At 71.0% G+C, this 23,635-nt stretch carries 15 protein-coding genes; 3 read left to right on the forward strand and 12 right to left on the reverse strand.

Annotated elements, in window-relative coordinates; genetic code table 11:
- Positions 1-358: 358 nt before the first annotated feature.
- The 3 genes from DSM112329_RS24435 to DSM112329_RS24445 all read right to left on the reverse strand — a co-directional run bounded on the left by DSM112329_RS24435 (position 359) and on the right by DSM112329_RS24445 (position 5,241).
- A complete protein-coding gene (locus tag DSM112329_RS24435; RefSeq protein ID WP_354699175.1) occupies positions 359-1,300 on the reverse strand; it encodes a COX15/CtaA family protein in 942 nt (313 codons plus the stop codon).
- A 123-nt stretch (positions 1,301-1,423) separates the two neighbouring features.
- Positions 1,424-2,809, reverse strand: coding sequence for a sigma-70 family RNA polymerase sigma factor (locus DSM112329_RS24440; RefSeq protein WP_354699176.1), 1,386 nt, complete (start codon positions 2,807-2,809; stop codon positions 1,424-1,426).
- A gap of 161 nt (positions 2,810-2,970) precedes the next feature.
- Positions 2,971-5,241 carry a hypothetical protein gene (locus DSM112329_RS24445; RefSeq protein WP_354699177.1) on the reverse strand — a complete coding sequence of 757 codons (2,271 nt, stop codon included), beginning with the start codon at positions 5,239-5,241 and terminating at the stop codon, positions 2,971-2,973.
- 241 nt (positions 5,242-5,482) lie between these two features.
- On the opposite strand from DSM112329_RS24445, the gene DSM112329_RS24450 reads away from it, so the two are divergent.
- A complete protein-coding gene (locus DSM112329_RS24450) occupies positions 5,483-7,915 on the forward strand; it encodes a glycosyltransferase (RefSeq protein WP_354699178.1) in 2,433 nt (810 codons plus the stop codon).
- On the opposite strand, the gene DSM112329_RS24455 is transcribed toward DSM112329_RS24450, so the two are convergent.
- Complete coding sequence (locus tag DSM112329_RS24455) at positions 7,912-9,570, reverse strand: hypothetical protein (protein ID WP_354699179.1); 1,659 nt, start codon at positions 9,568-9,570, stop codon at positions 7,912-7,914. The genes DSM112329_RS24450 and DSM112329_RS24455 overlap by 4 nt on opposite strands.
- A 183-nt stretch (positions 9,571-9,753) precedes the next feature.
- Here DSM112329_RS24455 and DSM112329_RS24460 point away from each other — a divergent pair, with 183 nt between their 5' ends.
- Together DSM112329_RS24460 and DSM112329_RS24465 are read left to right on the forward strand one after the other, a co-directional pair.
- Complete coding sequence (locus tag DSM112329_RS24460; protein ID WP_354699180.1) at positions 9,754-10,797, forward strand: lysylphosphatidylglycerol synthase transmembrane domain-containing protein; 1,044 nt, start codon at positions 9,754-9,756, stop codon at positions 10,795-10,797.
- 4 nt (positions 10,798-10,801) lie between these two features.
- Positions 10,802-12,625 (forward strand): hypothetical protein, encoded by a 1,824-nt coding sequence (locus DSM112329_RS24465; RefSeq protein WP_354699181.1) that lies wholly within the window; start codon positions 10,802-10,804, stop codon positions 12,623-12,625.
- Here the strand turns inward: DSM112329_RS24465 and DSM112329_RS24470 are convergent.
- The 8 genes from DSM112329_RS24470 to DSM112329_RS24505 form a co-directional block, all read right to left on the reverse strand.
- A complete protein-coding gene (locus DSM112329_RS24470) occupies positions 12,622-13,512 on the reverse strand; it encodes a glycosyltransferase family 2 protein (protein ID WP_354699182.1) in 891 nt (296 codons plus the stop codon). The genes DSM112329_RS24465 and DSM112329_RS24470 overlap by 4 nt on opposite strands.
- Positions 13,488-14,564, reverse strand: a complete 1,077-nt coding sequence (locus tag DSM112329_RS24475; RefSeq protein WP_354699183.1) for an NAD-dependent epimerase/dehydratase family protein — start codon at positions 14,562-14,564, stop codon at positions 13,488-13,490. The genes DSM112329_RS24470 and DSM112329_RS24475 overlap by 25 nt, the downstream gene beginning before the upstream one ends.
- A gap of 27 nt (positions 14,565-14,591) precedes the next feature.
- Complete coding sequence (locus tag DSM112329_RS24480) at positions 14,592-15,635, reverse strand: NAD-dependent epimerase/dehydratase family protein (protein WP_354699184.1); 1,044 nt, start codon at positions 15,633-15,635, stop codon at positions 14,592-14,594.
- Between the two features lie 38 nt (positions 15,636-15,673).
- On the reverse strand, positions 15,674-17,338 hold the full coding sequence (locus tag DSM112329_RS24485) for a hypothetical protein (RefSeq protein ID WP_354699185.1): 1,665 nt from the start codon (positions 17,336-17,338) through the stop codon (positions 15,674-15,676).
- Between the two features lie 175 nt (positions 17,339-17,513).
- Entirely contained in the window at positions 17,514-18,908 is a 1,395-nt protein-coding gene (locus DSM112329_RS24490) for a hypothetical protein (RefSeq protein WP_354699186.1), read from the reverse strand.
- 146 nt (positions 18,909-19,054) lie between these two features.
- Complete coding sequence (locus DSM112329_RS24495; protein ID WP_354699187.1) at positions 19,055-20,455, reverse strand: hypothetical protein; 1,401 nt, start codon at positions 20,453-20,455, stop codon at positions 19,055-19,057.
- Between the two features lie 170 nt (positions 20,456-20,625).
- The gene (locus DSM112329_RS24500; RefSeq protein ID WP_354699188.1) at positions 20,626-22,032 is read right to left on the reverse strand and encodes a hypothetical protein; all 1,407 of its coding nucleotides are present in this window, start codon (positions 22,030-22,032) and stop codon (positions 20,626-20,628) included.
- A gap of 96 nt (positions 22,033-22,128) precedes the next feature.
- Positions 22,129-23,544: a hypothetical protein gene (locus DSM112329_RS24505; RefSeq protein ID WP_354699189.1), complete on the reverse strand. Its 1,416-nt coding sequence runs from the start codon at positions 23,542-23,544 to the stop codon at positions 22,129-22,131.
- Between the last annotated feature and the right edge of the window lie 91 nt (positions 23,545-23,635).

Here is a 23,635-nt window from a genome sequence, read left to right on the forward strand (position 1 = left end):
CGGGCACGCCACAAGCGGTGCTTCGTCGTCGGGTCGGTCAGCCGCGCTGGGGTCTGCCTCGCCGGGTTCGTCGTGGTGGCCGCGGCGCTCGCTGAGCGCCTGGTCCTATAGCCGCCTCGCGGATCGTGGGTGACTCGGGGCGATTCCGCGGAATCGCTCTGCGGGCGGCAGGTCAAGCCGCTGCCGGGTCAGCTGGTACCCGAACGCGCGATTCCTCGGAATCGCTGCGGGGCGTCGTCGACTATGGGCGAGTCGATCAGCGGGCGATTCCGAAGATCGTGGCGAGGGACGCGGACGCGCTGCGCCGGGCCGCTCCGCCGGTGGTCGGGCGATTCCGCGGAATCGCGGCCGCGGGTGTTCAGCCCGCGGTCGCGGGCGCGGGATGCGCTTCGTCGCGGGGACGCAGCGGTCCGGCTGCCGCCCTGAGGTGGACGAAGCCGACCCATGTCAGCGTCGCGAGGGCGACGTGGAGCCAGACCATCTCGGCGGGGAGCTCGAGCTGGTACTGCGCGATGCCGAGCACACCCTGGGAGGCGAGCAGGGCCAGGACAAGCACGAGCGTGCGCGTCAGCTCGGCGTTGTCCGTCTTGCGCACGCGCCACCACGCATAGAGCGTGCCAAGGCCGAGCGCGGTCACCACGTAGCCGTGGATGTGGATGATGCGGCTGAGGGTGTCCAGGCCCCAGAAGTCGAAGCGGCCGACGAACTCGCCCGTGCCCGACGCGCCGGCGTGCGGTCCGGCGGCGGTGGAGATCGTCCCCAGCACGATCGCGACGCCGGCCAGGACCATCAGGCCTCGGATCAGGTACACGGTCGAGCGGTCGGAGCGGACCACGTGCGCGGCGCCGACCGGCTGCTTGGACCGCCACCAGAGGTCGAACGCCCAGATCAGCAGGATCGAGGAGACGATGTAGTGCGACATGACCCAGCCGGGCGCGAGCTGGAAGCGGACCGAGAGGCCGCCGATGATCGCCTGCACCAGGACCCCGAACGGCAGCGACCAGCCCAGGTAGCGCAGGTCGCGGCGCTGCGGGACGACCAGGTACGCGCCGAGCGCTGCCGCGATCACGCCGGCCGACACGAGGAACGTGAGGACCCGGTTGCCGAACTCGATCACGCCGTGGGTGGTCAGCGAGGAGTGGACCGAGGTCTCGGTGCACTTCGGCCACGTCGGGCAGCCGAGGCCCGACCCGGTGAGCCGGACCGCCGCGCCCGTGAACACGATGAAGATCAGCAGCGCGAGCGCGATCTTGGTGAACTGCTCGTAGCGCTCGGGGGTGATGGGGTAGCGGTCGCGCATGTCTGCCGCCGAAGGATGCCGGACTCGGCCCGTCGACGACGCGCCCAGACCCGGGAGGGCGAGAAACGGTTCCGGGGCAACCGTTTCGTTCGCCGGGTCGCAGCGGAGCGGAGAAGCCGCGTCTCAGGGGCCGAACTCGCGCTTGGTCTGCGCCACCGCCCCGCCGGACTCGCTGGTGCCACCTCCCCCGGCCGAGGGCGCGAACTCGCGCTTCGTGATCGTGGTCTGCGCGGGGACGGCCGGCGGGGCCATGAACTCGCGGGCCTGCGGCGCGGCCGCCGCCGGGGCGGAACGGGGCGCGAACTCACCGGTGGTGGCCGGCTGTCGCGTGCCGAACTCGCCGCCGGCTGCCGCACGGCGACGCGCGGCCGCAGCGGCCTCGCGCTTGCGGGCCGCCGCCGCCTTGGCCTTTGCGACCTGGGCGCGCCGTGCCCGGGCGGCGTCGGCGGCGACCGCGCGACGCTGCGCCCGTTCCGCGCCACCCATGCTGCGGAGCGTGGCGGCGTTCAGCGAGACCGGCACCGTCTGAACGACTGGCGCCGGGGACGACACCGGCGCCGTCTTGCGGGTTTCCACGCGGCGTTTGCCGGCGTCGCTGTCGTCCTGCTTGGCGTGGTGGCCGAACGGGCGCGTCAGCGGCTCGGGCACGCCGTCGACCGCGCAGTAGATCCCGCCACCGCCGGTGCAAGCCGCGGCCACGATCGCGACCGTCTTCGTCGCCGAGCCGCCGACGGGCGTCGGGTCGCCCACACGGATGATCACGGCGCGCGTCCAGTCGGCCACGGTCTCGAGCGCGGTGTGCGCCCGCGTGAGCAGCCGGGATGGGTCGCCCTCGGCCACGGTCACCAACGGAATCGGCGAGATCATCGCGAGGCCGTGGCTGGCCGCGGCGAGGTGGCGGATCGTCTCGCTGCACTCGGTGCAGGTCTCCGCGTGAGCGGTCGCCATGACCGAGCTGTCGAAACCGGAGCCGCCGGCGGCAGCGAGCAGCGCCGAGGCGTGGTCGGCGCAGGGCCGCGTCCCCGCTCGCTCGGCGACGGCGGCCACGAAGGCGGCGACCGCGGGGCGCTTGCGCCGGTAGAGCGTCGGACGCGAGATGCCGAGTCGTGCCGCGAGCTGCTTTTGGTCGGTGCGGGCGAGCTCGGCCCGGACGAGCTCGAGCTCCAGCGGCTCGAGGTCCTCGATGACCGCGTTCACCGACCGGATCATCACCAGCACGTCGGCCATCTCGGCGCGCTGCTCGAAGCGGTCGGCGACGTCCCCGCCGATCGGCCCGAGCTGGATCAGCGTCGTCTCCTCGACGGTCGCCTCGCGGTTCGCGCGGTCGTAGTTGCGGATCGCCAGGTTCACCACGCACTTCTTCGCGTAGGTGAACGGGTCGTCGATCGGGTTGCCGTCGTCGATGCGCTTGGTCACCGCGAGCAGGACGTCGTGGACGACGTCGTCCGCCAGGCCGCGGTCCCGCAGCGTCGCGAACTGCGGGGCGCGGGCGACCAGCGTCGTGAGCATGGCGTGGAGCTCGAGGACGAACTCCTCCGTCACTTCTGTGGTCGGCCCCGCGGGCCGCTCGCCGGCGTACGTCGCCGTCCCCGGGCGTGGTCCACGACGCGCCGAGGCGACCGCGTGGGGACGCGGTCGCCTCGACTGCTCCTGGTCTCGCCAGGACGGCACTACGGCCGGACCCGCACGTCGAGATGCCGGCTGAAGCCCGACGCGTACGTGGTCCGGTTGCGCGGCAGCACGAGGACGCGGAAGCGATAGGTCGTCGGCCGTGTCGTCTTCGTGAACCGGTGGACGGCACTGAACCGGCCACCCCGTGCCCGGGAGGTGGCGGGCTTCGCAAACGTGTACCACGACCGCCCGAGCCGGACCTGGATGCGGACGGTGACGCCGCTCGTAGGGATCGTCCCGAGCACGCGGCCGGTGAACCGCAGCCGCCCGCCGTTGCGCAGCCGCCGCGCGGAGACCTGGAACGTCGCGTCCTGCCGGACCCGGAGCGCAAGCACGTTGCTGCCCCGGTTGGCGTTACTGCCGCCGTGCGGGAAGTAGACGACCCGGATGTCCCGGTTGCGTCCGCCGGCGGCGATCGGAAGCGTGAAGCCACCGTCCGCCCCCGTGACCGCCGAGCGGTCGAGCTTCCATGCCGAGCTCGACGCGCCGAGCGGGCGCTGGACCAGGTAGACGCGCGCCGTCCCGATCCCGCGACCGGCCGGTGTCTGCAGCGTGCCCCGGAGTCGCAGCTTCTGGGAGTACGCGGCGACCGCGCGGGTGCTTGAGCGTGCCGTGGTGCCCGTGCCGATGACGAACTTGACGGCGAGCAGCGCGTCGTCGCTGACCGGGACGCCGTTTCCGATGGCGGCCGAGATGGGGTTCCGGAGGGACCCGATGCTGTTGAGGTCCGTCGGGACGAGCGCCCCGGCACCGTTGCCGGATCCGCCGCTGCCGCCGTTCGCGCCGCCCGCCCCGTTACCACCGGCCCCGCCGCTGCCACTACCCCCGCCGGCGCCGTCGCCGCCGGTCCCTGCGGTGGTGCCGCCGGTTGTCGTCGAGGTCGTCGTGGTTGTCGTCGTGGGTGTGGTCGGCGTCGTGGGGGTGGTCGGGGTTGTCGGCGTGGTGGGTGTCGTCGGGGTGGTCGGCGTCGTGGGAGTCGTCGGTGTCGTCGGGTCAGTCGGAGTCGTCGGCGTCGTGGGGTCCGTCGGCGTGGTCGGCGTGCGCGGACCGACGGTCGCGCCGTCGGCGAACGGACCGGCCGTGAAGCTCGAGTCGCGGATCGTAGTGCCGCCACCATCCACGGCCGTGAACCGACAGATCAGTTTTTTGCCCTGGTCGGCCGCCGTAATGAGGTACGTCGCCGCGGTCGCGCCGCTGATGACCTCCTGCCCGGAGCCGTCCGCGTTCGCGCGGACCCAGGCGAAGCTCGTGGAGGCCGGGCTCCCGGCCACCGTCGCGGCGCAGGTGAGCGTCTCGCCCTCGCGGGCCGTGCCGGTGACATTGACGGCGGAGACGTCGGGGCCGGTGTTGTCGACCTTGATCGTCCAGGACTGCTCGACCTTGTTCGAGTCGGTGGCGTCCCGAACTTCCAGACGAACCTGGTGGTTTCCGTCCGGGAGCGTCGCGGTGTCGAGCGTGATGGTCCCTGTCGCGCCGGTGAGCTTGCAGGGGACCGCGTCGTAGAACGGCGCGGCGCAGGTTCCGCTGTTGGCGTCGACCACGCCCTCCTTCACGAGGGTGCCCGCGACGTAGAGGTAGTGCTTGTAGACGCCGCCCCCGCCATCTGCAGCGGTGTACGTGAGCGACCGCTCAGGGGCCAGAGTGTCGGTGCTCGTAAGGCTGCCGGTGGGTTGAGCGGTGAAGGTCGGCGGGACGCTGTCGTCGAGGGTGGTTGTGACCTCTCGCAGGCGGTACGTCGTGTCGCCTCCGGCGGGACACACGTCCGCGGTGTCGCAGTACGCGCCGAACCGAATGAGATTGACCCCACCGAAGGTGAGCGAGATTGGCTCCTCAGCGCGCACCCGGCAACCACCCGACGCCTGGCAGATGTCGCGGGGGTTGCTGTCGGCCATCAACTGCGCGGCAGCGTTGCCGAAATAGAAGGGGCCGGCCTCCGCCGCGCGCCTAGCGCTGAGCCTCGTGATGGTGGTGTCGTTCGGGGCCTTGAACTCGAAGACCGCGTAGTCACCGCGCAGATGTTGTCCGTCACCGAGCGTGCCGCCGAAGGTGGCTCCGGAAGCGCAGTTGATCGCGGTTCTGGCCCCGTCCCCGAAGTAGTCAGATTTCCAGTTGTTGATCGATGGTCGCGCCGTGTCCCAGCACGCCCGCACCCCGTATGGCGCGGCCTCCGCAGGCGCCACCGCGACCTGCGGCAGCACGATCGCCGCCACCAGGACCAACCCCACCCGTGCGCCCGAGCCCCAGCGCGCCGTCCGCTCCTTGCGAGTCACCGCTCCATCCCCCTTGCCGTGTGTGAACGTTCTTCCGTTCCATCCGCCAGCAGGAAATGTGTGTCAGCCGGTCCTTCCCCACCCATCCCGGCCCCGCAGCCCCCGCCGCCATGCCCGTCGCCCAGCGCCTGTCCGATGACAAACCTAGACTCGCCGGCCCTTTCCGCGCAAGTCCCCGACGAGACCTGACGCGAACCCGCGCGCCGGCCTGCGCAAGCCCCCTGGACTACCCTTCAGTCCAATGGCGCTCACGGTTCTCAGCGGCGGACAACGGCTCGACGGGCCGGACGGCTCGGTCGCCGTCGTCATCCCGCTGTACAACCAGCACGAGCTGTTCACGCAGTGCCTCACGAGCGTGCTCGCGCACACGCCGGCCGACGTCGCGATCCTCGTCGCCGACGACGCCTCCCCGGACACCGCGAGCCAGACCTGGGTCCAGGAGCTCGCCGACGGCGGACACCTGCATCACGACGTCTACTGGCTGCGCGCGGAGACGAACTCGGGCTTCGTCGGCAACTGCAACAGCGCCTTCGCCGCCACCGGCCGGGCCGACGTCATCCTCCTCAACAGCGACTGCGTTGTCGCCGCGGGCTGGGTCGAGGGACTGCGCGGCGCCCTCGCCAGCGACGGCTCGCTCGCGACCGCGACGGCCCTCACCAACCACGGGTCGATCGTCTCCGTCCCCGTCCGCAACACCCCCGTGGCCGCGCTGCCGCAGCACATCCCGTTCGACAAGGCCGCCCGCGAGGTCATGGACCAGTCGCGCCGGCTGTACCCGCGCCTGCCCACCGCGATCGGGCACTGCGTCCTGGTGCGGCGATCGGCGCTCGATCTCGTCGGCCCGTTCGACGAGGCGTTCGCCCCCGGCTATGGCGAGGAGGTCGACTTCAGCCAGCGCTGCATCGCCGCCGGCCTGCAGCACGTACTGGCGGACGACGTCCTCGTCCTGCACCAGGGCGGCGGGACGTTCGGCGCGGGCGGCGCATCGAAGGAGCGCACGGCCACGCAGATCGCGCACGAGAAGCTCATCAACATCCGCTACCCGGCCTACCGGGACGCCGTCCGCGAGGCCGAGTCCGGTGTCGCCAACCCGCTCGCCCGCTCGCTGGCGATCGCGAGCGCGGCGATCCTCGGGCCGCGCGTCACCGTCGACGTCCGCTGCCTCGGGCCGTACCTCACCGGGACGCAGGTCCACGCGCTGGAGCTCGTCCACGCCCTCTGGCGGACGCAGGGCATCCAGCTGCGGCTGTTCCTCCCGGACGAGGTCGGCGCCTACGCGCAGCCGGTCATCGACTCGATGGTCGGCATCGAGACGCTGCGCGAGAGCGACGTCGGCGACGGGACGCGCAAGGACCCGATCGTCCACCGCCCGTTCCAGCTGAGCTCGTTGCGAGACCTGAGCCTGCTGGACTCGCTCGGCGAGCGGCTCGTCGTCACCCATCAGGACCTGATCGCCTACCGCAACCCGCAGTACTTCGACAGCCCCGCGCACTGGGAGCACTACCGCGCGCTGACGGCCGAGGCGCTTGCGACCGCGACGATGACGCTGTTCTTCAGCCAGCACGCGGCGGACGACGCCGAGGCGGAGAACCTCGTCCCGGCGAACCGCATCCGCGTCGCGCACCTGGGCGTCGACCATCAGCTCGACGGGCTGCAGATCGCCCCGCGCACGCCGCCGTTCGCCGATCGCCTGGCCGATGCCCCGTTCCTGCTCTGCGTGGGGACGAGCTTCAAGCACAAGAACCGCGTGTTCGCGATCAAGCTGCTCGAGGCGCTGCGCGAGAAGCACGGCTGGAACGGGCGCCTGGTCTTCTGCGGCGCGCACGTGGTCCGCGGATCCTCCGCTGGCCTGGAGGCGGAGTACCTGGCCTCGCGCCCGGAGCTCAACGACGCTGTGCTGGACGTGTCCGCGGTCGACGAGAGCGAGAAGCGCTGGCTCTTCGCCAACACCGCGGCCGTGGTCTACCCGACGACCTACGAAGGCTTCGGCCTGGTCCCCTTCGAGGCCGCCGCGTCCGGCGTCCCGTGCATCTTCGCCCACGTGTCGTCGCTCATGGAGCTCCTGCCGGCCGAGCTTGCGACGATCACGCCGTGGGACCCGTCGCAGACCGCCGCGCGCGTCCTGCCGCTGCTGGCCGAGGGCCACGCCCGCGCACAGCACGTCGAAGCGCTGCGCGGGACGGCCGCCGGGCTCACATGGGACCAGACGGCGGCAAAGACGCTCGCCGCCTACCGCGACGCGCTGGCCTTCCCGGACCGCGACCTCGCCCGCGTGCACCGTCAGCGGATCCCGGACGCGCGGTACTGGGGTCTGCGGCACGCGATCGGAGGGACGGGGATGTCCCTTGTCGGTCCGCCCGATCCTCTGCTGCCCGAGGCGACGCAGCGCGCGCTCGCGGCGCTGGCGAAGCGGCCGAAGACCCGCGGGCTGCTGCTCAAGCTCCTCGGCCTGCTGGCGGGGGCAGGCGGTAAGACGAACGGCTCGAGCGCGACGCCGGCCGCAGGGATCCCGGCCGGGTCACCCAGCGTCGGAACGCCGAACGGCGCGACCACCCAGGTCGCGCCGCCTCCGGAAGCCCCGGACCTCGACCCAGCCCCGGCCGATCCGGATGGGATCGAGGGGCTGGACGAGGTTGCTGCCGACCCGCGGGAGTTCCGCAAGCTCACCCGTTAGACGACCGGCTTGCTGTAGTTGCTGTAGGCGACGTCGTCACCGAGGTTGTTGGAGGCCGTGACCTTCAGGCGGATCATCGCACCCTTGGCGTTCGTCGTCGGCGTGTAGGTCGACGATGTGGCGCCTGAGATGTTGAAGCACGAGATCTGCGCGAGAAGGCCGATCTTGGTGCAGACCTGCCACTGGTACGCGAAGCTGACGCCCTGGCCAGAGACGCCGCCCGGTAGGGAGAACAGCGCCTGACCCACCGTCGCGTACGTCGGGATCGTCGGCTTGCTGAAGAACACCGGGGCACCGGGGACCGGGACCTTGATGCGGGCGGAGTCGGCCTCGAGCGGCTCTGGCGTCATGTTCGTGCCCTTGACCCAGGCGTGCAGCGTATGGCCGGTGTCGGCGGCGGTGACCGTCGTGGTGTTGCCGGTCTTCTGCGTCTCGCACTCCTCAGGCTTGTCCTTCTTGCAGCGCTTCCAGCTGGCGACCGTGAGGATCGGCGACGTGCCCTTGAAGTGCGCCTTCGGGTTGACCGTCAGGACGTCCCCGACCTGGGCAGTGCCGCCGGGGCCGGTCGGGCCGGTCACCTTCGGCGTGTCGATCAGCGCGACCGGCTCGAGCGTCAGCGTCGCCAGGCCGGCGTTCGTCCCCGCGTAGACGTGGAGCGGGTCCGCCGCGGACATGCCGAGCGCGCGCACGACGTCGTTGGGCAGGCCCGTCTTGGTGAGCTGGTACCAGGCGAGGCCGAGGTTCGGCGAGACCCACACGCCCTTTTCCGTGCCGGCGAACATGGCCCGCGGAAGCGCCGGGTGGACCATGAAGCTGCGCACGTGGTAGTCCCCGATCTCGGTGTCGCCGTAGCCGTTGGCCCGGTGGAACGTGAGGCCTCCGTCGCCCGAGCGGTAGATGCCGTCGCTGGAGCTCGCGGCCCAGACCCGGCTTGGGTTGGTCGGCTCGACGTAGACCTTCAGGATCTGCACCTTGGTGCCGTTGCCGTCGACGACGCCCTGCGGTGAGAACGACCAGGTCGCGCCGCCGTCGGTGGACCGGGCCAGGCCGCCATCGGTGCCGGCGAAGAGGACGCTGGCGCCGGGGGCGCCGTGGACGGAGAAGACGGTGTTGCTCTTGAGGCCGGCCGAGTAGTCCTTGAAGACACCGTTGACACCGACGCGCACGCCCTTGCCGACGATGCCGACCACGGTCCGCGTGCCGTCGACCCAGATGGAGTCGATGTTCGCCGCGCCGAGCTCGCCCTTGCTGGCCTCGGGTGACTGGAAGAGCCAGTCCGACCCGGCCTGCGACAGCTTCCAGAGGCCGCCCTTGCCGCCGCGGGCCGCCAGCAGGCTGGTGCCGGAGTGCGCGACGTCGTTGACCGAGGTCGTGGCCGAGACGTCGGCATCGGCACGGGACTTGAAAGTGGTCGCGCCACCCGAAGCACCCGTCAGGACGCCGTAGCCGTCGGTCGCGACGGCGACGTCCGACGCCGCGGCGTCGATCGCGTTGATCTTCGCCTCCTGCATGCCGGCCGGGGCCTGCCAGGCCGTCCACGTCGAGTTCCCGGCGTGCGCCGGGGCAGCGCCGAGCGAGGCGCAGGCCATAGCGGCGGCAGCCACGGCGAGGATGCCGCTGCGGTTCGGTGTGGTCGCGGTCCAGAAGGAGTTCATGGACAGCAACCTACGTTTGGCCCTGGGCTCGATCCGTGCGCTGGCGCACGTTGGAATGGTGCGCTGCAGCACAGATCCCCGAGTCGCTCGACGCCGACGTCCACGCTGCGCTCCCGGCGATCGGAGGGGAGCCTCCAACAGACCGCAGATCCCTGTCTGACACGCCCTCGGTACCTTTTGACGATGCCGACCGAGACCGAGCCGCTCGCGCAGCCACCGGTCGACGAGTCGTCCGACCCAGACGGTCGCGTCGGCGGCGACTCGCGACTGCGCACCGCCGCGGGGATCGTGGTCTCGGTCGTCGCTGTCGGCGGGGTGGTCTGGTGGGCGTCGCGCCAGCCCGCCCCGAAGTTCCCGTCCAGCGCGAGCAACCTCGCGCTCATCGCTGCAGCAGTCAGCGTGTACGCGGTGGCCACGCTCGTCCGCGGCTGGCGCTGGGACCAGGTGCTGCGCGCGATGCGGGTCAAGCACGACAGCGGCGACTCGTACGCGCTCACGACGGTCGGCTACATGGGCAACACCGTCCTCCCGGCCCGGGGCGGTGAGGTGCTGCGGATCTTCCTGATGGCCGAACGCTCGCACGCGCGCCGCACCGAGATCCTCGGATCGATCGTGACGGAGCGCCTCCTCGACGTCGGCGCGCTCGTCGTCATCTTCTCTGCCGTCACGCTGATCGGCGTCGACGGCGCGCCCGGCGGTGCGCTCGCGGGCGCAGGTGCGGCAGCCGGCGTCATCGCGGCCATCGGCGGCGCGTACGGCTACCTGTACGCGCGCCGCGCGGGCAAGCTCGAGGCGTTCGCCGAGAAGGTGCGGCCGGTAGCGCGTGCCTCTCGGATACTGCTGACCCCGGTGGGCGTCAAGCTCGGGGTCGCGACGCTTGCGGTGTGGGTCGCCGAGGGCGCGATCCTCTGGCTCGTCATGCAGTCCCTCGACGTCCCGATCGCCCTGCCGGAGGGCCAGGCCGTCGTCGTGCTCGCGAGCCTCAGCGCGCTGATCCCGGCCGGCCCCGGCTACGTCGGGACCTACGACGCGGCAGCTCTCTTCGCTCTGCACCGGATCGGCGTCCAAGGCGGCCAGGCGGTGAGCGCCGTCGTGCTGTTCCGGTTCGTGGTGTTCGTCCCGCTGACCGCTGTCGGGCTCCTGGTGATGATCACGCGCTACGGCGGTCTGCGCGCCGCGCTCCGGCGCGAGCACCAAGCCGATCGCCCGCTCGAACAAGGAGCCTGACCACGTGCGTCGCTCGCTGCCTGGAGCCCCCTGGCTCCCCATCGTCGTACTTATCGGCGGCCTCCTCACCTGGGCCTGGACGAAGGACAGCTACTTCTTCGCCGACGACTGGCTGAACTTCGGCCAAGCCCAGGAGTACGGCATGGGGATCGACTACCTGAAGCTCGGATACGCCGGACACTTCGCTCCAGGGCACCGCATCATGGACTGGACGCTGCTGAACTGGTTCGACCTGAGCTGGAACGTCTACCTGCTCTACATGGCCGTTTGCTACATCGCGAGCGTGTGGGCCCTCGCGGTGCTCTTCCGCGAGCTCGACGTGCCGCCGTTCGTTGCTGCGGTCTGCACCGGCATCTTCGCGCTCTCCCCGGTATGGGTCCGGCTGATCCAGTGGGAGGCATCGTCGGCGCACGTCGTCCCGGCAACCGCGGGCACCCTCATCTCACTCGCGGCTGCCGTCGCCTGGATGAACCGCCCTCGGCCGTGGCTGGTCGTCCTGAGCACGCTCGGCATGGCCTTCGGGCTGCTGTTCTACGAGAAGCCCGTCCTGATCGTGGGCTACGTCGTCCTGCTGAGGTGGGTCAAGCTCCCGAAGCTCGATGTCGGATCGGTTCTGGCCGCCGCCCGTCGGGACCTTCCATTGCTGGCCGCGCTCGGTGGCGTGGCCGCTGTGTACACCGTGCTCGTCGTCACGGGGGGGTACAGCAACACCAGCACGCACGCGTCGCTGGACCAGTGGTCGCACTACATCTGGCGGAGCTGGGTGAGCGGGACCATCACGCTGATCATCGGACAGGGCTCACCCACGTACGCGCCCGACATCCCGGTGGTGCTGCGGGTGCTTGCGCAACTCGTGTTCTTCGGCCTGATCGCCTGGTCTGTCCGACGCGCTCGTGTCGCGTGGCGGGCGTGGGCCTTCTTCCTCATCGTCTGGGTCGTCAACGTCGGTCTGGTCGGCATTGGTCGCCTGGCCGGCTTCGGGTCGGGCATCGGCCTCGACCCGCGGTACTACGCCGAGATGGGCTACCTGCTGCCGATCGCGGTCGCGCTGGCCTTTGCTACCCGGAGGGACGGCGCGAAGACCGACGCGGAGGAACGCGGCGACAGCGACCCGTTTCTCCCGCGGCGCACCGGTCCACGGGTTGCTGCGGGCCTGCTCGCAGCGTTGTTCGTCGCCTCCGCGGTCAATGCGTTCGAGCGGCTCGACGACCACTGGGAAGGCCGCGAGGCACGGATCTGGGTCGACAACCTGCGTGAGACGTCACCCGCCTACCGCGACCGAGGGGGCTACCTGTCGGTCTACGACGCGGGCCTACCCAGCGAGGTCATCGGAATCAATACCGAGCCGTACAACCTGCGCTCGCTCATCATCCCGATGCTCGTCGACGCCGGCACCATATTCGACGGGGGCGGCGAGAAGCCGGCCGAGATCCTCAAGGACGGGACCGTGCGCTCGTCCTATTACTCGCGTCGGACCAGCGGCGACATCGGGGAGGCGACAGTCCTTTCCGGTGACGTCCGCCGGACCCGCCGACAGATCTGCGCGACCACGCCGGCGGACGTGCGCTTCCCCGCGCGGCTGACGATCGAGGCGGGTGACGTCCTCCGCGCCTCGGTGAACGGAACCAACCAGGCCACGCCGCGTGCCCTCGAGATCCGCGTGGACCGCGGGCGCGGCATCCCGGCGCAGTTCGAGCAGTTCGTGACCGTGCGCCGCCGTCAGCAGTCGAGCGGCACGATCATCGCCAACGGACCGATCCGTGCCTTTGCCGTCCGCGTGCCAGCCGGGACCTGTCTGCGCGGGGCGGAGATCGGCCACACGACCTAGGCGTTTCCTTCGTCCTCGGGAACAACGAGCACGTCGTCACCTGCCCCTTCGCCTCCGGCCGCCCGTGCCCCCGGGCGTCCGGCGCGCCAGCGATGTGTCACGCCGCTTGCGCCGGAGCGGTAGTCGCCCCGGCTCAGGTGGTGCTCGAGGAAGACCATCAGCACGACGTAGGCGTAGCGCGAGCCCATCTCCTGCAGCTTCAGCTTGCTCTCACCGGCCTGGCGGTTGCGCCAGGTGATCGGCGTGATCGCGTAGGAGTGGCCGCGGACGACGGCCTTCAGGGGGATCTCGACGGTCAGGTTGAAGTGCGGGCTCAGCAGCGGCTGGATGGTCTCGATGACCTCGCGCCGGTAGGCCTTGAAGGCGTTCGTCGTGTCGTTGTACCCGTGGCCGAACAGCGCCCGGATCCCCAGGTTCACGATGCGGTTCATGTACAGCTTGGTCGACGGGTAGTCGTGCGTCGACCCGCCCGCCATGAACCGCGAGCCGAACGCGCAGTCGTAGCCCGCCTGCAGCAGCCGGTAGTAGGCGACCAGGTCATTCGGGCTGTCGGATAGGTCGGCCATCATGATCGCGACGGCGTCGCCCTCGAAGACGTCCAGGCCGGCCCGGACCGCGAAGCCGAAGCCACCCGGCAGCGGCGAGAGGTGGTACCGCACCCGCGGGTCCGCCGCCTCGAGCGCCTTGATGATGCGCGCCGTGTCGTCCTTGGAGTTGTCGTCCACGCAGACGATCTCGTGGTCCCCGATGCCCTCGGCGTCCAGGGTCTGCTGGATCGCGGTGACGGTCTGCGCGATCGACCCCTCCTCGTTGTAGGCGGGGATGACGACCGACAGCTTCATGTCCGCCAGCGGGCTCACTCCTAGCCGGCCGCGGCGGCGGTCCACGCCTCGACGTTGAAGTCGTAGCTCTCCTGCAGCACCTCGTCGATGCCGTACGTCAGCGACCACTCGGGGTAGTCGGCCTCGAAGGCACCGAGGTCGCTGACCCACCAGCGGTGGTCGCCGATCCGCGCGTCGGGGGACAGCGAGTAGTCCAGCTCCTTGCCGGAGATCGCCTGGCACTTCTCGATCGCCTCGAGCATGGAGACGTTCGACGCCCGGCCGCCGCCGAGGTTGTAGACCGCCGACTTCTTCGGCGCCTTGTGGAACGCATGGAAGGCGGTGACGACGTCGTGGCAGTGGATGTTGTCCCGAACCTGCTTGCCGTCGTAGCCGAAGATCGTGTACGGCTGGCCGGTCACGGTGCAGCGCATCAGGTAGGCGAGGAAGCCGTGCAGCTGCGCGCCGGCGTGCTGCGGACCGGTGAGGCAGCCGCCGCGGAAGCAGACCGTCGGCATGTCGAAATAGCGGCCGTACTCCTGCACGAGCAGGTCGGCGGCGACCTTGGAGACGCCGAACAGCGAGTGCGTGCAGGTGTCGATCGGCATCGTCAGGTCCACGCCGCCGTACCACTCGTGGTCCTCGGGCAGCTCGAGCCGCATGTCGGTCTCGATCAGCGGCAGGAAGTTCGGGCGGTCGCCGTAGACCTTGTTCGTCGACGTGAAGGCGAACGTCGCGTCCGGCGTGTGGTTGCGCGCGGCCTGCAGCAGGTTCAGCGTGCCGTTGGCGTTGACGGTGAAGTCGGTCTGCGGGTCGCTCGCGGCCCAGTCGTGCGACGGCTGCGCCGCGGTGTGAACGATCAGCTCGATGTCCTTCGCGTTGTCGGCGAAGACCTTCGCGACCCCGTCCGCGTCGCGGATGTCGAGGTCCAGCCCACGGAAGCCCTCGACCTCGGCCTTGAGCTTCTCGGTGGTCGGCGTGGTGGTCGCCTCCGGGCCGAAGAACTGCGCGCGCATGTCGTTGTCCAGCCCGATGACGTCGAAGCCCTGCTGCGCGAAGTAGCGGACGGACTCCGAGCCGATGAGGCCCCCGGATCCGGTGACGATGGCGATAGGCATGAGAGGAGGAGGTCCCTTCGGTCGGGTTCAGCCCAGGGCGCTCAGCACGAGCGCCTCGTTGGCGGCGATCCACGCGGAGATGTCCGCGAGGACGGTCTGGGGGGGTCGGGACGGGCGCCAGTCGGTGTGCGCGTACAGCGCCGCGCAGTCCGACAGGTAGATGCGCACGTCCCCGGGACGCGTCTCGCCGGCGGAGGTGACGGCGACCGTGGTGCCGGTGATCTGCGCGCAGAGCTCGGTCGTCTCGCGGAGCGACAGGCTGCCCGCGCGGCCACCGCCGACGTTGAACGTCGTGCCCGCCCAGTGCGCCGGGTCGGACAGCTGCAGGTCGACCAGCTCGGTGAGGTCGTCCACGTGCAGCAGGTCCCGCACCTGCTTGCCCGTCCCGCCGTAGCCGATGTACTTCAGGGCCTTGCCCTGGTGATGGCTCAGCAGCCAGTGCGTGAAGACGCCCTGGTCGACCTTGCCCATCTGCCACGGTCCGGCGATGACGCCGCAGCGGTTCACGGTCGTCGGGATGCCGTAGGTCTCGGCGTACTCCGTGATCAGCAGTTCGGAGGCGAGCTTCGTCGCGCCGTACAGCGTGCGCGAGCCGGCGAGCGGGAAGTCCTCGGCTACCCCATCGCTGTCGACGAGCTCGAAGCGGGTCTCGGCCTCGGTGTGCTCCATCGCTTCGAGCGCGGCGACCGGGTACACGCGGCTGGTCGACAGGAAGATCAGCTGGGCGTCGTGCTTGGCCGCGAGCTCGAGGCACCGGTAGGCGCCCATCAGGTTCGTGTCGACGACGTAGTCGGTCGGGCCGCCGACGGCCGCCATGACGGACGGCTCGGCACTGCACTCGACCAGCGCGTCGATCTTGCCGACCCGCTCGAGGTCGTCTGAGTGCCGCACGTCGGCGTGGACGAACTCCACTCCGGCCGCCTTCAGGCGCGGCAGGTTCAGCTCGGAGCCCCGGCGGAAGAGGTTGTCGCAGGCGAGGACGTCCCAATCCGGGTGCAGCGTCGCGAGCGCGACCGAGAGGCTGGACCCGATGAAGCCGGCTCCGCCGGTGATCAGGACGCGCTTAGACATCGTCAGCAAGACAGGGCATCGGGAGACGCCGCGGCGGGCTACGGGCCCGCGCGGCAGACCTTCAGGTTACCGGCGGACGCGAACTGCAGATGCCACGGGGCGGTCGAGACGTCGCTGCGGGTGTCGAGGCGGACGGTCCCCCCGGCGGGAATCTCGGCGATGGGCTCGGTCCCGAAGGCGGACGCGAAGCGGCGTGCGAGGACGCCGGTGGGGCCCTGAGCCGTAATGAGCAGATCTGCGCCATCGGGCAGGCGGACGTCCAGCCGGGTGTCCGGGCTCTGCGCGCGGGTGACCAGACATGCGCCCCGGTCGCGCACGGTCCCTCCCGTGACCGCGTCGTCGATCGGCGGCGCGCCGCGCGGCGTCGGGGGTTCCGCCGCTGGGGCGAACGCGATGCTGCCGGTGAGCTTCATGACGTCGTCGGCGGCCAGGCCCTGCGCCTGCGGGACCTTCAGCAGCTGCGCGGGCGTGAGCCCGATGCGACCGAACGACTCCTCGGCGTAAAGGGTGCGGCCGGCCGTGAGCTGCGGCGAGTTCACCGGGGAGAACTGCAGGTCGAGCGGGACGCGGTCCCGGCCGACCAGCTCCAGCGCACCGAGGCGCGCGCGCATGTCCTTGGCCTGGAAGCGCAGGAAGCCGCTGATGCCGTCGATGGTGTTGGCGTTCCCGACGGCGGCAAACACCAGCACGAGGCCAAGCACGGCGGCCGCCTGCAGCCGGGGGACGACGCGACCCCGCAGGAGCTCGCAGACGAGCAGGACCAGGAGGATCGCGCCGCAGTAGATGTATCGAGGAGCCTCCGGTTCGTTGTTCTGCGCGCGGCTGAGCCCCGTCAGGACCCACAACGCTGCCGGGGCGGCCGCCAGGGCCACGAGCCGCGGAGTCAGCCGATCGGCGCGCCAGATCCGAGCACCGACGATTGCTGTCAGGCCGACGAGCAGGAGCCGGCCCCACTCGAGCGAGAGCCCGACGATGCCGCCGGCAGCCGCGGCCCCCGAGTCGGCTGCATACGACGGGGTGACGCCCAGGTTCTCGCGCTTCATCTGACCCTCGCCGTAGCCGAGGTACCACGTGCCGTAGAGCACCAGCGGCGCGGCGAGCACCCACCAGCGCTCCTTGCGCCGAGGATGGAGCGCAAGCTCGACGGCGGCGGCGATGGCGAAGGCGGCGCCCACCGAGGCAGAGCCCAGGGACAGCGCGAGCAGGACGGCGGCCGCGATGTCGCCGCGGACCGACTCGCGCTCGAGGGCGAGCAGCGCGCCCAGGCCGAACAGGACACCGACGAGGAACCCGATCTGGAAAGCCCAGAGCAGGTCGTCGCCTGCAGACCCCAAGACGGCGACGAAGCCGGCAGCGAAGGCACCGCCAACCGTCCCGACCCGTCCGCGCGCGAGCAGGAACACCAACAAGACGCATCCGAGGTGCAGCGACAGCAGGACGGTGCGGAAGACCCAGTAGTCGTCGAGCCCGGCAACCTGCAGCAACGCCTTGTACATCAGGACCGGCACGACGGAGAGGTGGCCGTTGTGCGGTCCCAGGAGGGAGTCGGCGCTCATGCCACGGCGCCGCGTGATCCAGTCCCACTCGTCGAAGAACGGGCTGGTGCCCTGCCCGGCGTGCAGGAGGTAGTACGCGACGACGATCAGGAGGAGCACGAGGCCCGCGACGGCGGCGCGGGCTGCTCTGGTGTCTTCGTGAGGCATAGGCGGAGCAGCCCTGCGGCAGCCGGACCAGGATACGGACCCTCCCGGCTGCGCGCACACGCGGGCGCCGCAGGTCACCGGCGAACAGCGTCGAGCTCCGCGAGCGACGGCGGCTCGAGGCGCCGGGAGCGGGCGCGGCGCCGCCGCCCCCCGCAGGGGACGGCGGCGCCGGCGCTCAGCGGCCGAGCTGCTGGTCGATGTTCCCGAGGTTGCTGGGCTCGGTGGCGAGCACGGCGTTCGGGAGCAGCCTCACCGCGCGAGCGTTGCCGACCGCGGTCGTGTTGTAGAGCAGGTTCACCCGGCTCGGGCCCGGGATGCCCTGGGCCTGCGGCGTCGCCGTGGGCGTCCCGCCGATCGCCGTGCCGTCGTCCGCCAGCAAGACGAAGTTCGCCGCCGTGACCGAGCCCGCGAGGATCCGGCTGTCGAGCGTGACCACGACGTTCGCCCCGCTGAACGTCGCCTGGACCGCGTCGGGCGCCGCGGTGTAGCCGGTCGCCTTCGCGCCCGTGTTGCCGCCGACCGGCGCGCCCTGTAGAGCGTTCGGCGTCCCGTCGGCCTGCGCCAGCACCGCGCCGAAGTCGACGCCTGCCTGTACGAGGTACTCCGTGTACTGGTCGGTCGGGAACTGCGCCTGCACCTTCGTGCCGTCGCCGACGACGGTCGCCGCCGTGGCCGTCACCGGGGTAAAGGTGTCCGGGGTGTAGGCCGTGAAGAACGCAATGTTCGGGTCCGTCACGCGCTTGTCGAACGTGTACGTGATCGCGTCGGCGCCCGTGAGCTCCGCGGACAGCAGGATCGGCGCCTGCGAGTCCTGGTTCTGGGTGCCGACCTTCACCGACTGCTGCGGTGAGGCGAACGGGAAGTTGATCGACTGCGCGGACCCGGAGACCCCGACCGACTTGACGCCGGCGACCGGCGTGCCCGGGCCGAACTCGACGTCGACGACGTTGTCGTCCGCGGTCGCCGTCACGCCCGTCACGGCGCTGCCGTCCGCCTTCACCGCGTACACGGTGTTCGGGTTGAAGGTCGCCTCGTTCACGTCCTGGTCGAACGTCAGCGTGATGAGGTTCAGCCCGCCGCCGGTGGCGACGGCGCTGACGAGGTCCGGCCCGGAGGTGTGCCCGCGGGTGCCGGTCTCACCTGCGGCGCCGGTGACCTTGATGCTGTCGCCGAGGTTCGTGGCGCCGAGCGTCCCCTGGGTGCTGACGGCGCCGTCGACGACCCTGCCGTACGTGAGCGGGTCGGTGTCGGGGGTGCCGCCCGCGTAGGTGACGCGCACCGAGCTGCCGGACACCGTCGCCGACGTGCCCGCGTATTCGACGAGACCGGCGAACGAGTACTCGCCGACGAGGAAGTCGCCGCCGTTGCACGTGCAGTTGATCGTGCGGTCGTACGTGAACGTGATCGCGGTGCCGGAGGTCGTGACGGACACGAGGTTCGGGCGGTCGGTGAGCGCCGGCACCTTGCCGCCGCCGAGCGCGGCCCACGCCGACCCCGCCGAGCCGAGCACGGCGACGGCCGCGACCGCGGTGGTGACGAGCGCCGTGCGCCCGCGAGAACGACGAGACATTGGGGTGGAGCCTCCGAGACGGTTGAGGTGACGTACCACGGAGAACCGTACCGGCCGCGAAGGCGGCACTTCAACGCTGCAAGGGCGACGGCGCCGCGGTCATCCCGCGACGCCGTCGATCCGCTTTCCGATGCTTCAGGGGCCGGTCAGCGGCCGAGCTGCTGATCGATGTTGTCGATGTTCGTCGTCGACTCGACCGTGCCGGGCAGGATGCGGATGGCCCGCGCGTTCGCGACCGCGGTCGTGTTGTACAGCAGGTTCACACGGCTCGGGCCGGGCACGCCGTTGGCCTGCGGCGTCGCGGTCGGCACGCCGCCGATGACCGTGCCGTCGTCGGCGATGAGCTGGAACCCGGCCGCGACGACGGTGGTGGTGTCGATCCGGCTGTCGAGCGTCACCACGACGTTCGCGCCGGAGTACGACGCCTGCACCGCGTCCGGCCCGGTGGTGAACCCGGTCGCCTTCGCGCCCGCGTTGCCGCCGATGGGCACGCCGCCGAGGCGCGAGGGCGTGTTGTCCGCCTGGGCGAGCACCGCGCCGTCGTCGGCCGCCGCGCTCACCAGGTACTCGGTGAACTGATCGGCGAAGAACTGCGCCTGTACCTGCTTGCCGTTCCCGACGACCGACGCCGCGGAGGCGCTCGCGTTCGTGACGTCTGCGCTGTAGATGACGAACGCGTTCGGGTCGGGGTTCGAGACGGCCTTGTCGAAGGTGTACAGCACCGTGTCGGAGCTCGTGAGCTCGGCCGAGACGAGGAGCGGTGCCTGCGAGTCCTGGTTCTGGGTGCCCACCTGCACGGAGCGGACGGGACTCTCGAAGCCGTAGTCGACCTCGTCGGCCGCGTTCTCCGTCACGACCACCTGCTTGGCACCGGCGACCGGTGCGGTGTTGGGGAACTCGACCTCGGCGACGTTGTCGTCGACCGACGCGGTCACGCCGGTCGCGATCGAGCCGTCGGCTTTGGTGATGATGACCTCGGTCGGGTCGAACGTTCCGTCGTCGACCTCCTGGTCGAACGTCAGCGACAGGAAGTTCGAGCCGCCGCCGGTCGCGACCGCGCTGACGAGGTCGGGGCCGACCGTGTGCCCGCGCGTGCCCGACTCGCCCTCGGCGCCCGTGATCCGCACGCTGTCACCCAGGTTCGTCGCGCCGAGCGAGCCCTGCGTGTTGACGGCGTCGTCCGCGACCCGGCCGTACGTCGCCACGTCCGTGTCCGGGTTCCCGCCGGCGAACGTCACGCGGACGGAGCTGCCGGACACCGTCGCGTTCGCCCCGGGCGTCTCTGCGCTGCCCTCGCCCGCGTAGCCGCCGACGAAGAACTCCGCGCCGACGCAGCCGCCGGGGCAGCCGATCGTGCGGTCGTACGTGAACGTCACGGCCGTCGCGGACGGCGTCACGGACACGAGGTTCGGCCGGTCGGTCAGCGCGGGGACCTTGCCGCCGCCGAGGGCGGCATGGGCCGAGCCGGTGCCGACGAGCGAGCCGGCGGCGACGGCGACAATCGCGGTGCCGCGTAGCGCGGCGCGCCCGCGAGAACGATGAGACATGTGGGGAAGGACCTCCGAGACGACAGCAGGAAGCGGCCCATCCTTGCGGGTCGAGGGTGAACGCGCCACCTATTTGCGTCATACGACACATCTCGAACCAGGACGACGAACGGCACCGCAGGAGGTCGCGGCGCCGCCCGGCCCAGCTTACAGCTGGAGCGCGTGGTCGATCAGCGACCGAGCTGCTGATCGATGTTCTGGATCGCCGTGGTCCCGGTCACGGTGCCCGGCAGGAGCCGGAGCGCGCGGGCGTTGGCGACCGCCGTCGTGTTGTAGAGCAGGTTCACCCGGCTCGGCCCGGGGATGCCCTGCGCCTGCGGCGTCGCCGTCGGCACGCCGCCGATGACGGTCCCGTCGTCGGCGAGCAGCTGGAAGCCGGCCGGGCTCAGCGCCGCGCCCGTGAGGATCCGGCTGTCGAGCGTCACGACGACGTTCGCGCCCGAGTACGTCGCCTGGACCGCGTCCGGACCGGTCGTGAAGCCCGTCGCCTTCGCGCCGGCGTTGCCGCCGATCGGCACGCCGCCGGGCGCCGACGGCGTGGTGTCCGCCTGGGCCTGGACCGCGCCCGGGGCGGTGGTCGTGCTCACCAGGTACTCGGTGAACTGGTCCGCGGAGAACTGCGCCTGCACCTGCTTGCCATCACCGACGACCGAGGCGGACGACGCGGGCTCGTTGCGGACGTCCGCGCTGTAGATGCGGAAGCCGATCGGGTTCGGCGTGGTGACCGCCTTGTCGAACGTGTACAGCACGGTGTCGGCGCTCGTGATCTCGGCCGACTTCAGCAGCGGGGCCTGCGAGTCCTGGTTCTGGGTCCCGACCTGCACCGACCGGACCGGGCTGAAGAAGCCGTAGTCGGGTTCCGTGGCGGTGTCCTGGGTCACAAAGACCTGCTTGGCGCCGGCCACGGGGGACGTGTTCGGGAACTCCACCTCGGCGACGTTGTCGTCGACCGACGCCGTGCCGGCCGTGCCGGCGACCGTGTCGCCGTTGGCCTTCGTGATGAAGACCTGGACCGGGTCGAACGTCGCCGGGTCGATGTCCTGGTCGAACGTCAGCGTGATGAAGTTCGAGCCGCCACCGGTCGCCACCGCGCTGACGAGGTCGGGGCCGACCGTGTGGCCGCGCGTGCCGCTCTCACCCTCGGCGCCGGTGAGCCGGACGCTGTCGCCCAGGTTCGTCGCGCCGAGCGACCCCTGAGTGTTGACGGCGTCGTCCGCGACCCGGCCGTATGTCGCTACGTCCGTGTCGGGGTTTCCGCCGGTGAACGTCACGCGGACGGAGCTGCCGGACACCGTCGCGTTCGCCCCGGGCGTCTCTGCGCTGCCCTCACCCGCGTAGCCGCCGACGAAGAACTCGGTGCCGTCACAGCCGCCGGGGCAGCCGATGGTCCGGTCGTAGGTGAACGTCACGGCCGTCGCGGACGGAGTGACAGAAACGAGGTTCGGCCGGTCGGTCAGGGCCGGGGCCTTGCCGCCGCCGAGCGCCGCGTTCGCGGTCGCTGCCGATCCGAGGGAGACGACGGCCACGGCGGAGACCGCGGCGAGCTGGAGCGCGGTGCGCCCCGGGAAGCAATGCATGGTGGTGAGACCTTCCGGGTGAGAGGAGCGGAGAACGAGCGACGGCGCCGCGGGATCCGCGGCGCCGTCGCCCTGCTGCGATGCGTGAGGCGTCGTTCAGCGGCCGAGCTGCTGGTCGACGTTCGGGAAGCCGGCCGACGAGAGCACAGAGCCGGGGAGGATCCGGAGCGCTCGCGCGTTGCCGACTGCGGTCGTGTTGTAGAGCAGGTTCACGCGGCTCGGGCCGGGGATCCCCTGGGCCTGAGGCGTCGCCGTCGGGACGCCGCCGATGTTGGTGCCGTCGTCGGCGAGCAGGTCGAATCCGTCTGCGACCAGGACGCCGGTGAACAGCCGGCTGTCGAGCGTCACGACGACGTTGGCCCCGGAGTAGTCGGCCTGCACGGCGTCCGGGCCTGTGGTGAACCCAGTGGCCTTGGCACCCGCGTTACCGCCGACGGGCACGCCACCGGTCGCCGACGGCGTGCTGTCCGCCTGGGCCAGCACCGCGCCTGCGTCCGCGGACGCGCTGACCAAGTACTCGGTGAGCTGGTCGACCGGGAACTGCACCTGGACCTGCTTGCCGTCGCCGACGATCGTCGCTGAGCCGGCGCTGACCGGGACGGTGTCCGCGGTCCAGACGAAGAAGTCGGCCGGGTCGGGCGTCGTGACGGCCTTGTCGAAGGTGTAGAGGAACGTGTCCGCACCGGTGATCTCCGCCGACTTCAGCAGCGGGGCCTGCGAGTCCTGGTTCTGCGTGCCGACCTGCACCGAGCGGGTCGGGGTGCCGAACGGCCGGTCCACGGCCAGCGCGGCCCCGGGCACGACGTGGATCTGCTTCGCGCCTGCGACCGGCGTGCCGGCCGGGAACTCGACGTCCGCAGTGTTGTCGTCGATGGAGACCGTGCCGTCGATACCGGGGACGGTCGTGCCGTCGGCCTTCGTGAGGAAGACGTCGGTGCCGTCGAAGTCGGCGGCGTCGTCGTCGATCTCCTGGTCGAAGGTCAGCGTCACGAAGTTCGAGCCGCCGCCGGTCGCGACAGCGCTGACGAGGTCGGGACCGACGGTGTGGCCGCGCGTGCCGGATTCCCCCTCGGAGCCCGTGATGCGGACGCTGTCGCCGAGGTTCGTCGCTCCGAGCGAGCCCTGCGTGTTGACTGCGTTGTCGTCGACGCGGCCGTACGTGAAGGCGTCCGTGTCCGGGTTGCCGCCCGTGAAGGTCACGCGCACGGCGTTCCCGGAGACCGTGGCGTTGTCAGCCTCGATCTCGAGGCCGGGAATCGTGGTGTACCCGCCGATCTGGAACTCGGCCGGGTCGCAGACGCCGCCCTGGCAGTTGATCGTCCGGTCGTAGGTGAACGTGACGGACGTCGCCGACGTCGTGACCGAGACCAGGTTGGGCCGGTCGGTGAGCGCTGGGACCTTGCCGCCGCCGAGGGCGGCCTGGGCCGTGCCGGCGGACGCGAGCGAGGCGAGGGCGGCGGCCGAGACCGCGGCCGTGCGGAGCGCAGTGCGCCCGCGAAGACGATGAGACATGTGGTGGAGGAACCCCCGAGACGGTGACTGAACGCCCCGGAACCTACTCTCGGCAGCGCGGGCCCGCACTCCGAACCCGTCCACCCTGTGC

It is taken from the genome of Paraconexibacter sp. AEG42_29 (assembly GCF_040581415.1).
GTDB lineage: Bacteria > Actinomycetota > Thermoleophilia > Solirubrobacterales > Solirubrobacteraceae > Paraconexibacter.

What these genes read in the sequence shown, in the direction of transcription:
- DSM112329_RS24435 (WP_354699175.1), bottom strand. Translation starts at nt 1,300, where the DNA reads ATGCGCGACCGCTACCCCATCACCCCCGAGCGCTACGAGCAGTTCACC.
- DSM112329_RS24440 (WP_354699176.1), bottom strand. Translation starts at nt 2,809, where the DNA reads ATGCTCACGACGCTGGTCGCCCGCGCCCCGCAGTTCGCGACGCTGCGG.
- DSM112329_RS24450 (WP_354699178.1), top strand. Translation starts at nt 5,483, where the DNA reads ATGGCGCTCACGGTTCTCAGCGGCGGACAACGGCTCGACGGGCCGGAC.
- DSM112329_RS24455 (WP_354699179.1), bottom strand. Translation starts at nt 9,570, where the DNA reads ATGAACTCCTTCTGGACCGCGACCACACCGAACCGCAGCGGCATCCTC.
- DSM112329_RS24460 (WP_354699180.1), top strand. Translation starts at nt 9,754, where the DNA reads ATGCCGACCGAGACCGAGCCGCTCGCGCAGCCACCGGTCGACGAGTCG.
- DSM112329_RS24475 (WP_354699183.1), bottom strand. Translation starts at nt 14,564, where the DNA reads ATGCCTATCGCCATCGTCACCGGATCCGGGGGCCTCATCGGCTCGGAG.
- DSM112329_RS24480 (WP_354699184.1), bottom strand. Translation starts at nt 15,635, where the DNA reads ATGTCTAAGCGCGTCCTGATCACCGGCGGAGCCGGCTTCATCGGGTCC.
- DSM112329_RS24485 (WP_354699185.1), bottom strand. Translation starts at nt 17,338, where the DNA reads ATGCCTCACGAAGACACCAGAGCAGCCCGCGCCGCCGTCGCGGGCCTC.
- DSM112329_RS24490 (WP_354699186.1), bottom strand. Translation starts at nt 18,908, where the DNA reads ATGTCTCGTCGTTCTCGCGGGCGCACGGCGCTCGTCACCACCGCGGTC.
- DSM112329_RS24495 (WP_354699187.1), bottom strand. Translation starts at nt 20,455, where the DNA reads ATGTCTCATCGTTCTCGCGGGCGCGCCGCGCTACGCGGCACCGCGATT.
- DSM112329_RS24500 (WP_354699188.1), bottom strand. Translation starts at nt 22,032, where the DNA reads ATGCATTGCTTCCCGGGGCGCACCGCGCTCCAGCTCGCCGCGGTCTCC.
- DSM112329_RS24505 (WP_354699189.1), bottom strand. Translation starts at nt 23,544, where the DNA reads ATGTCTCATCGTCTTCGCGGGCGCACTGCGCTCCGCACGGCCGCGGTC.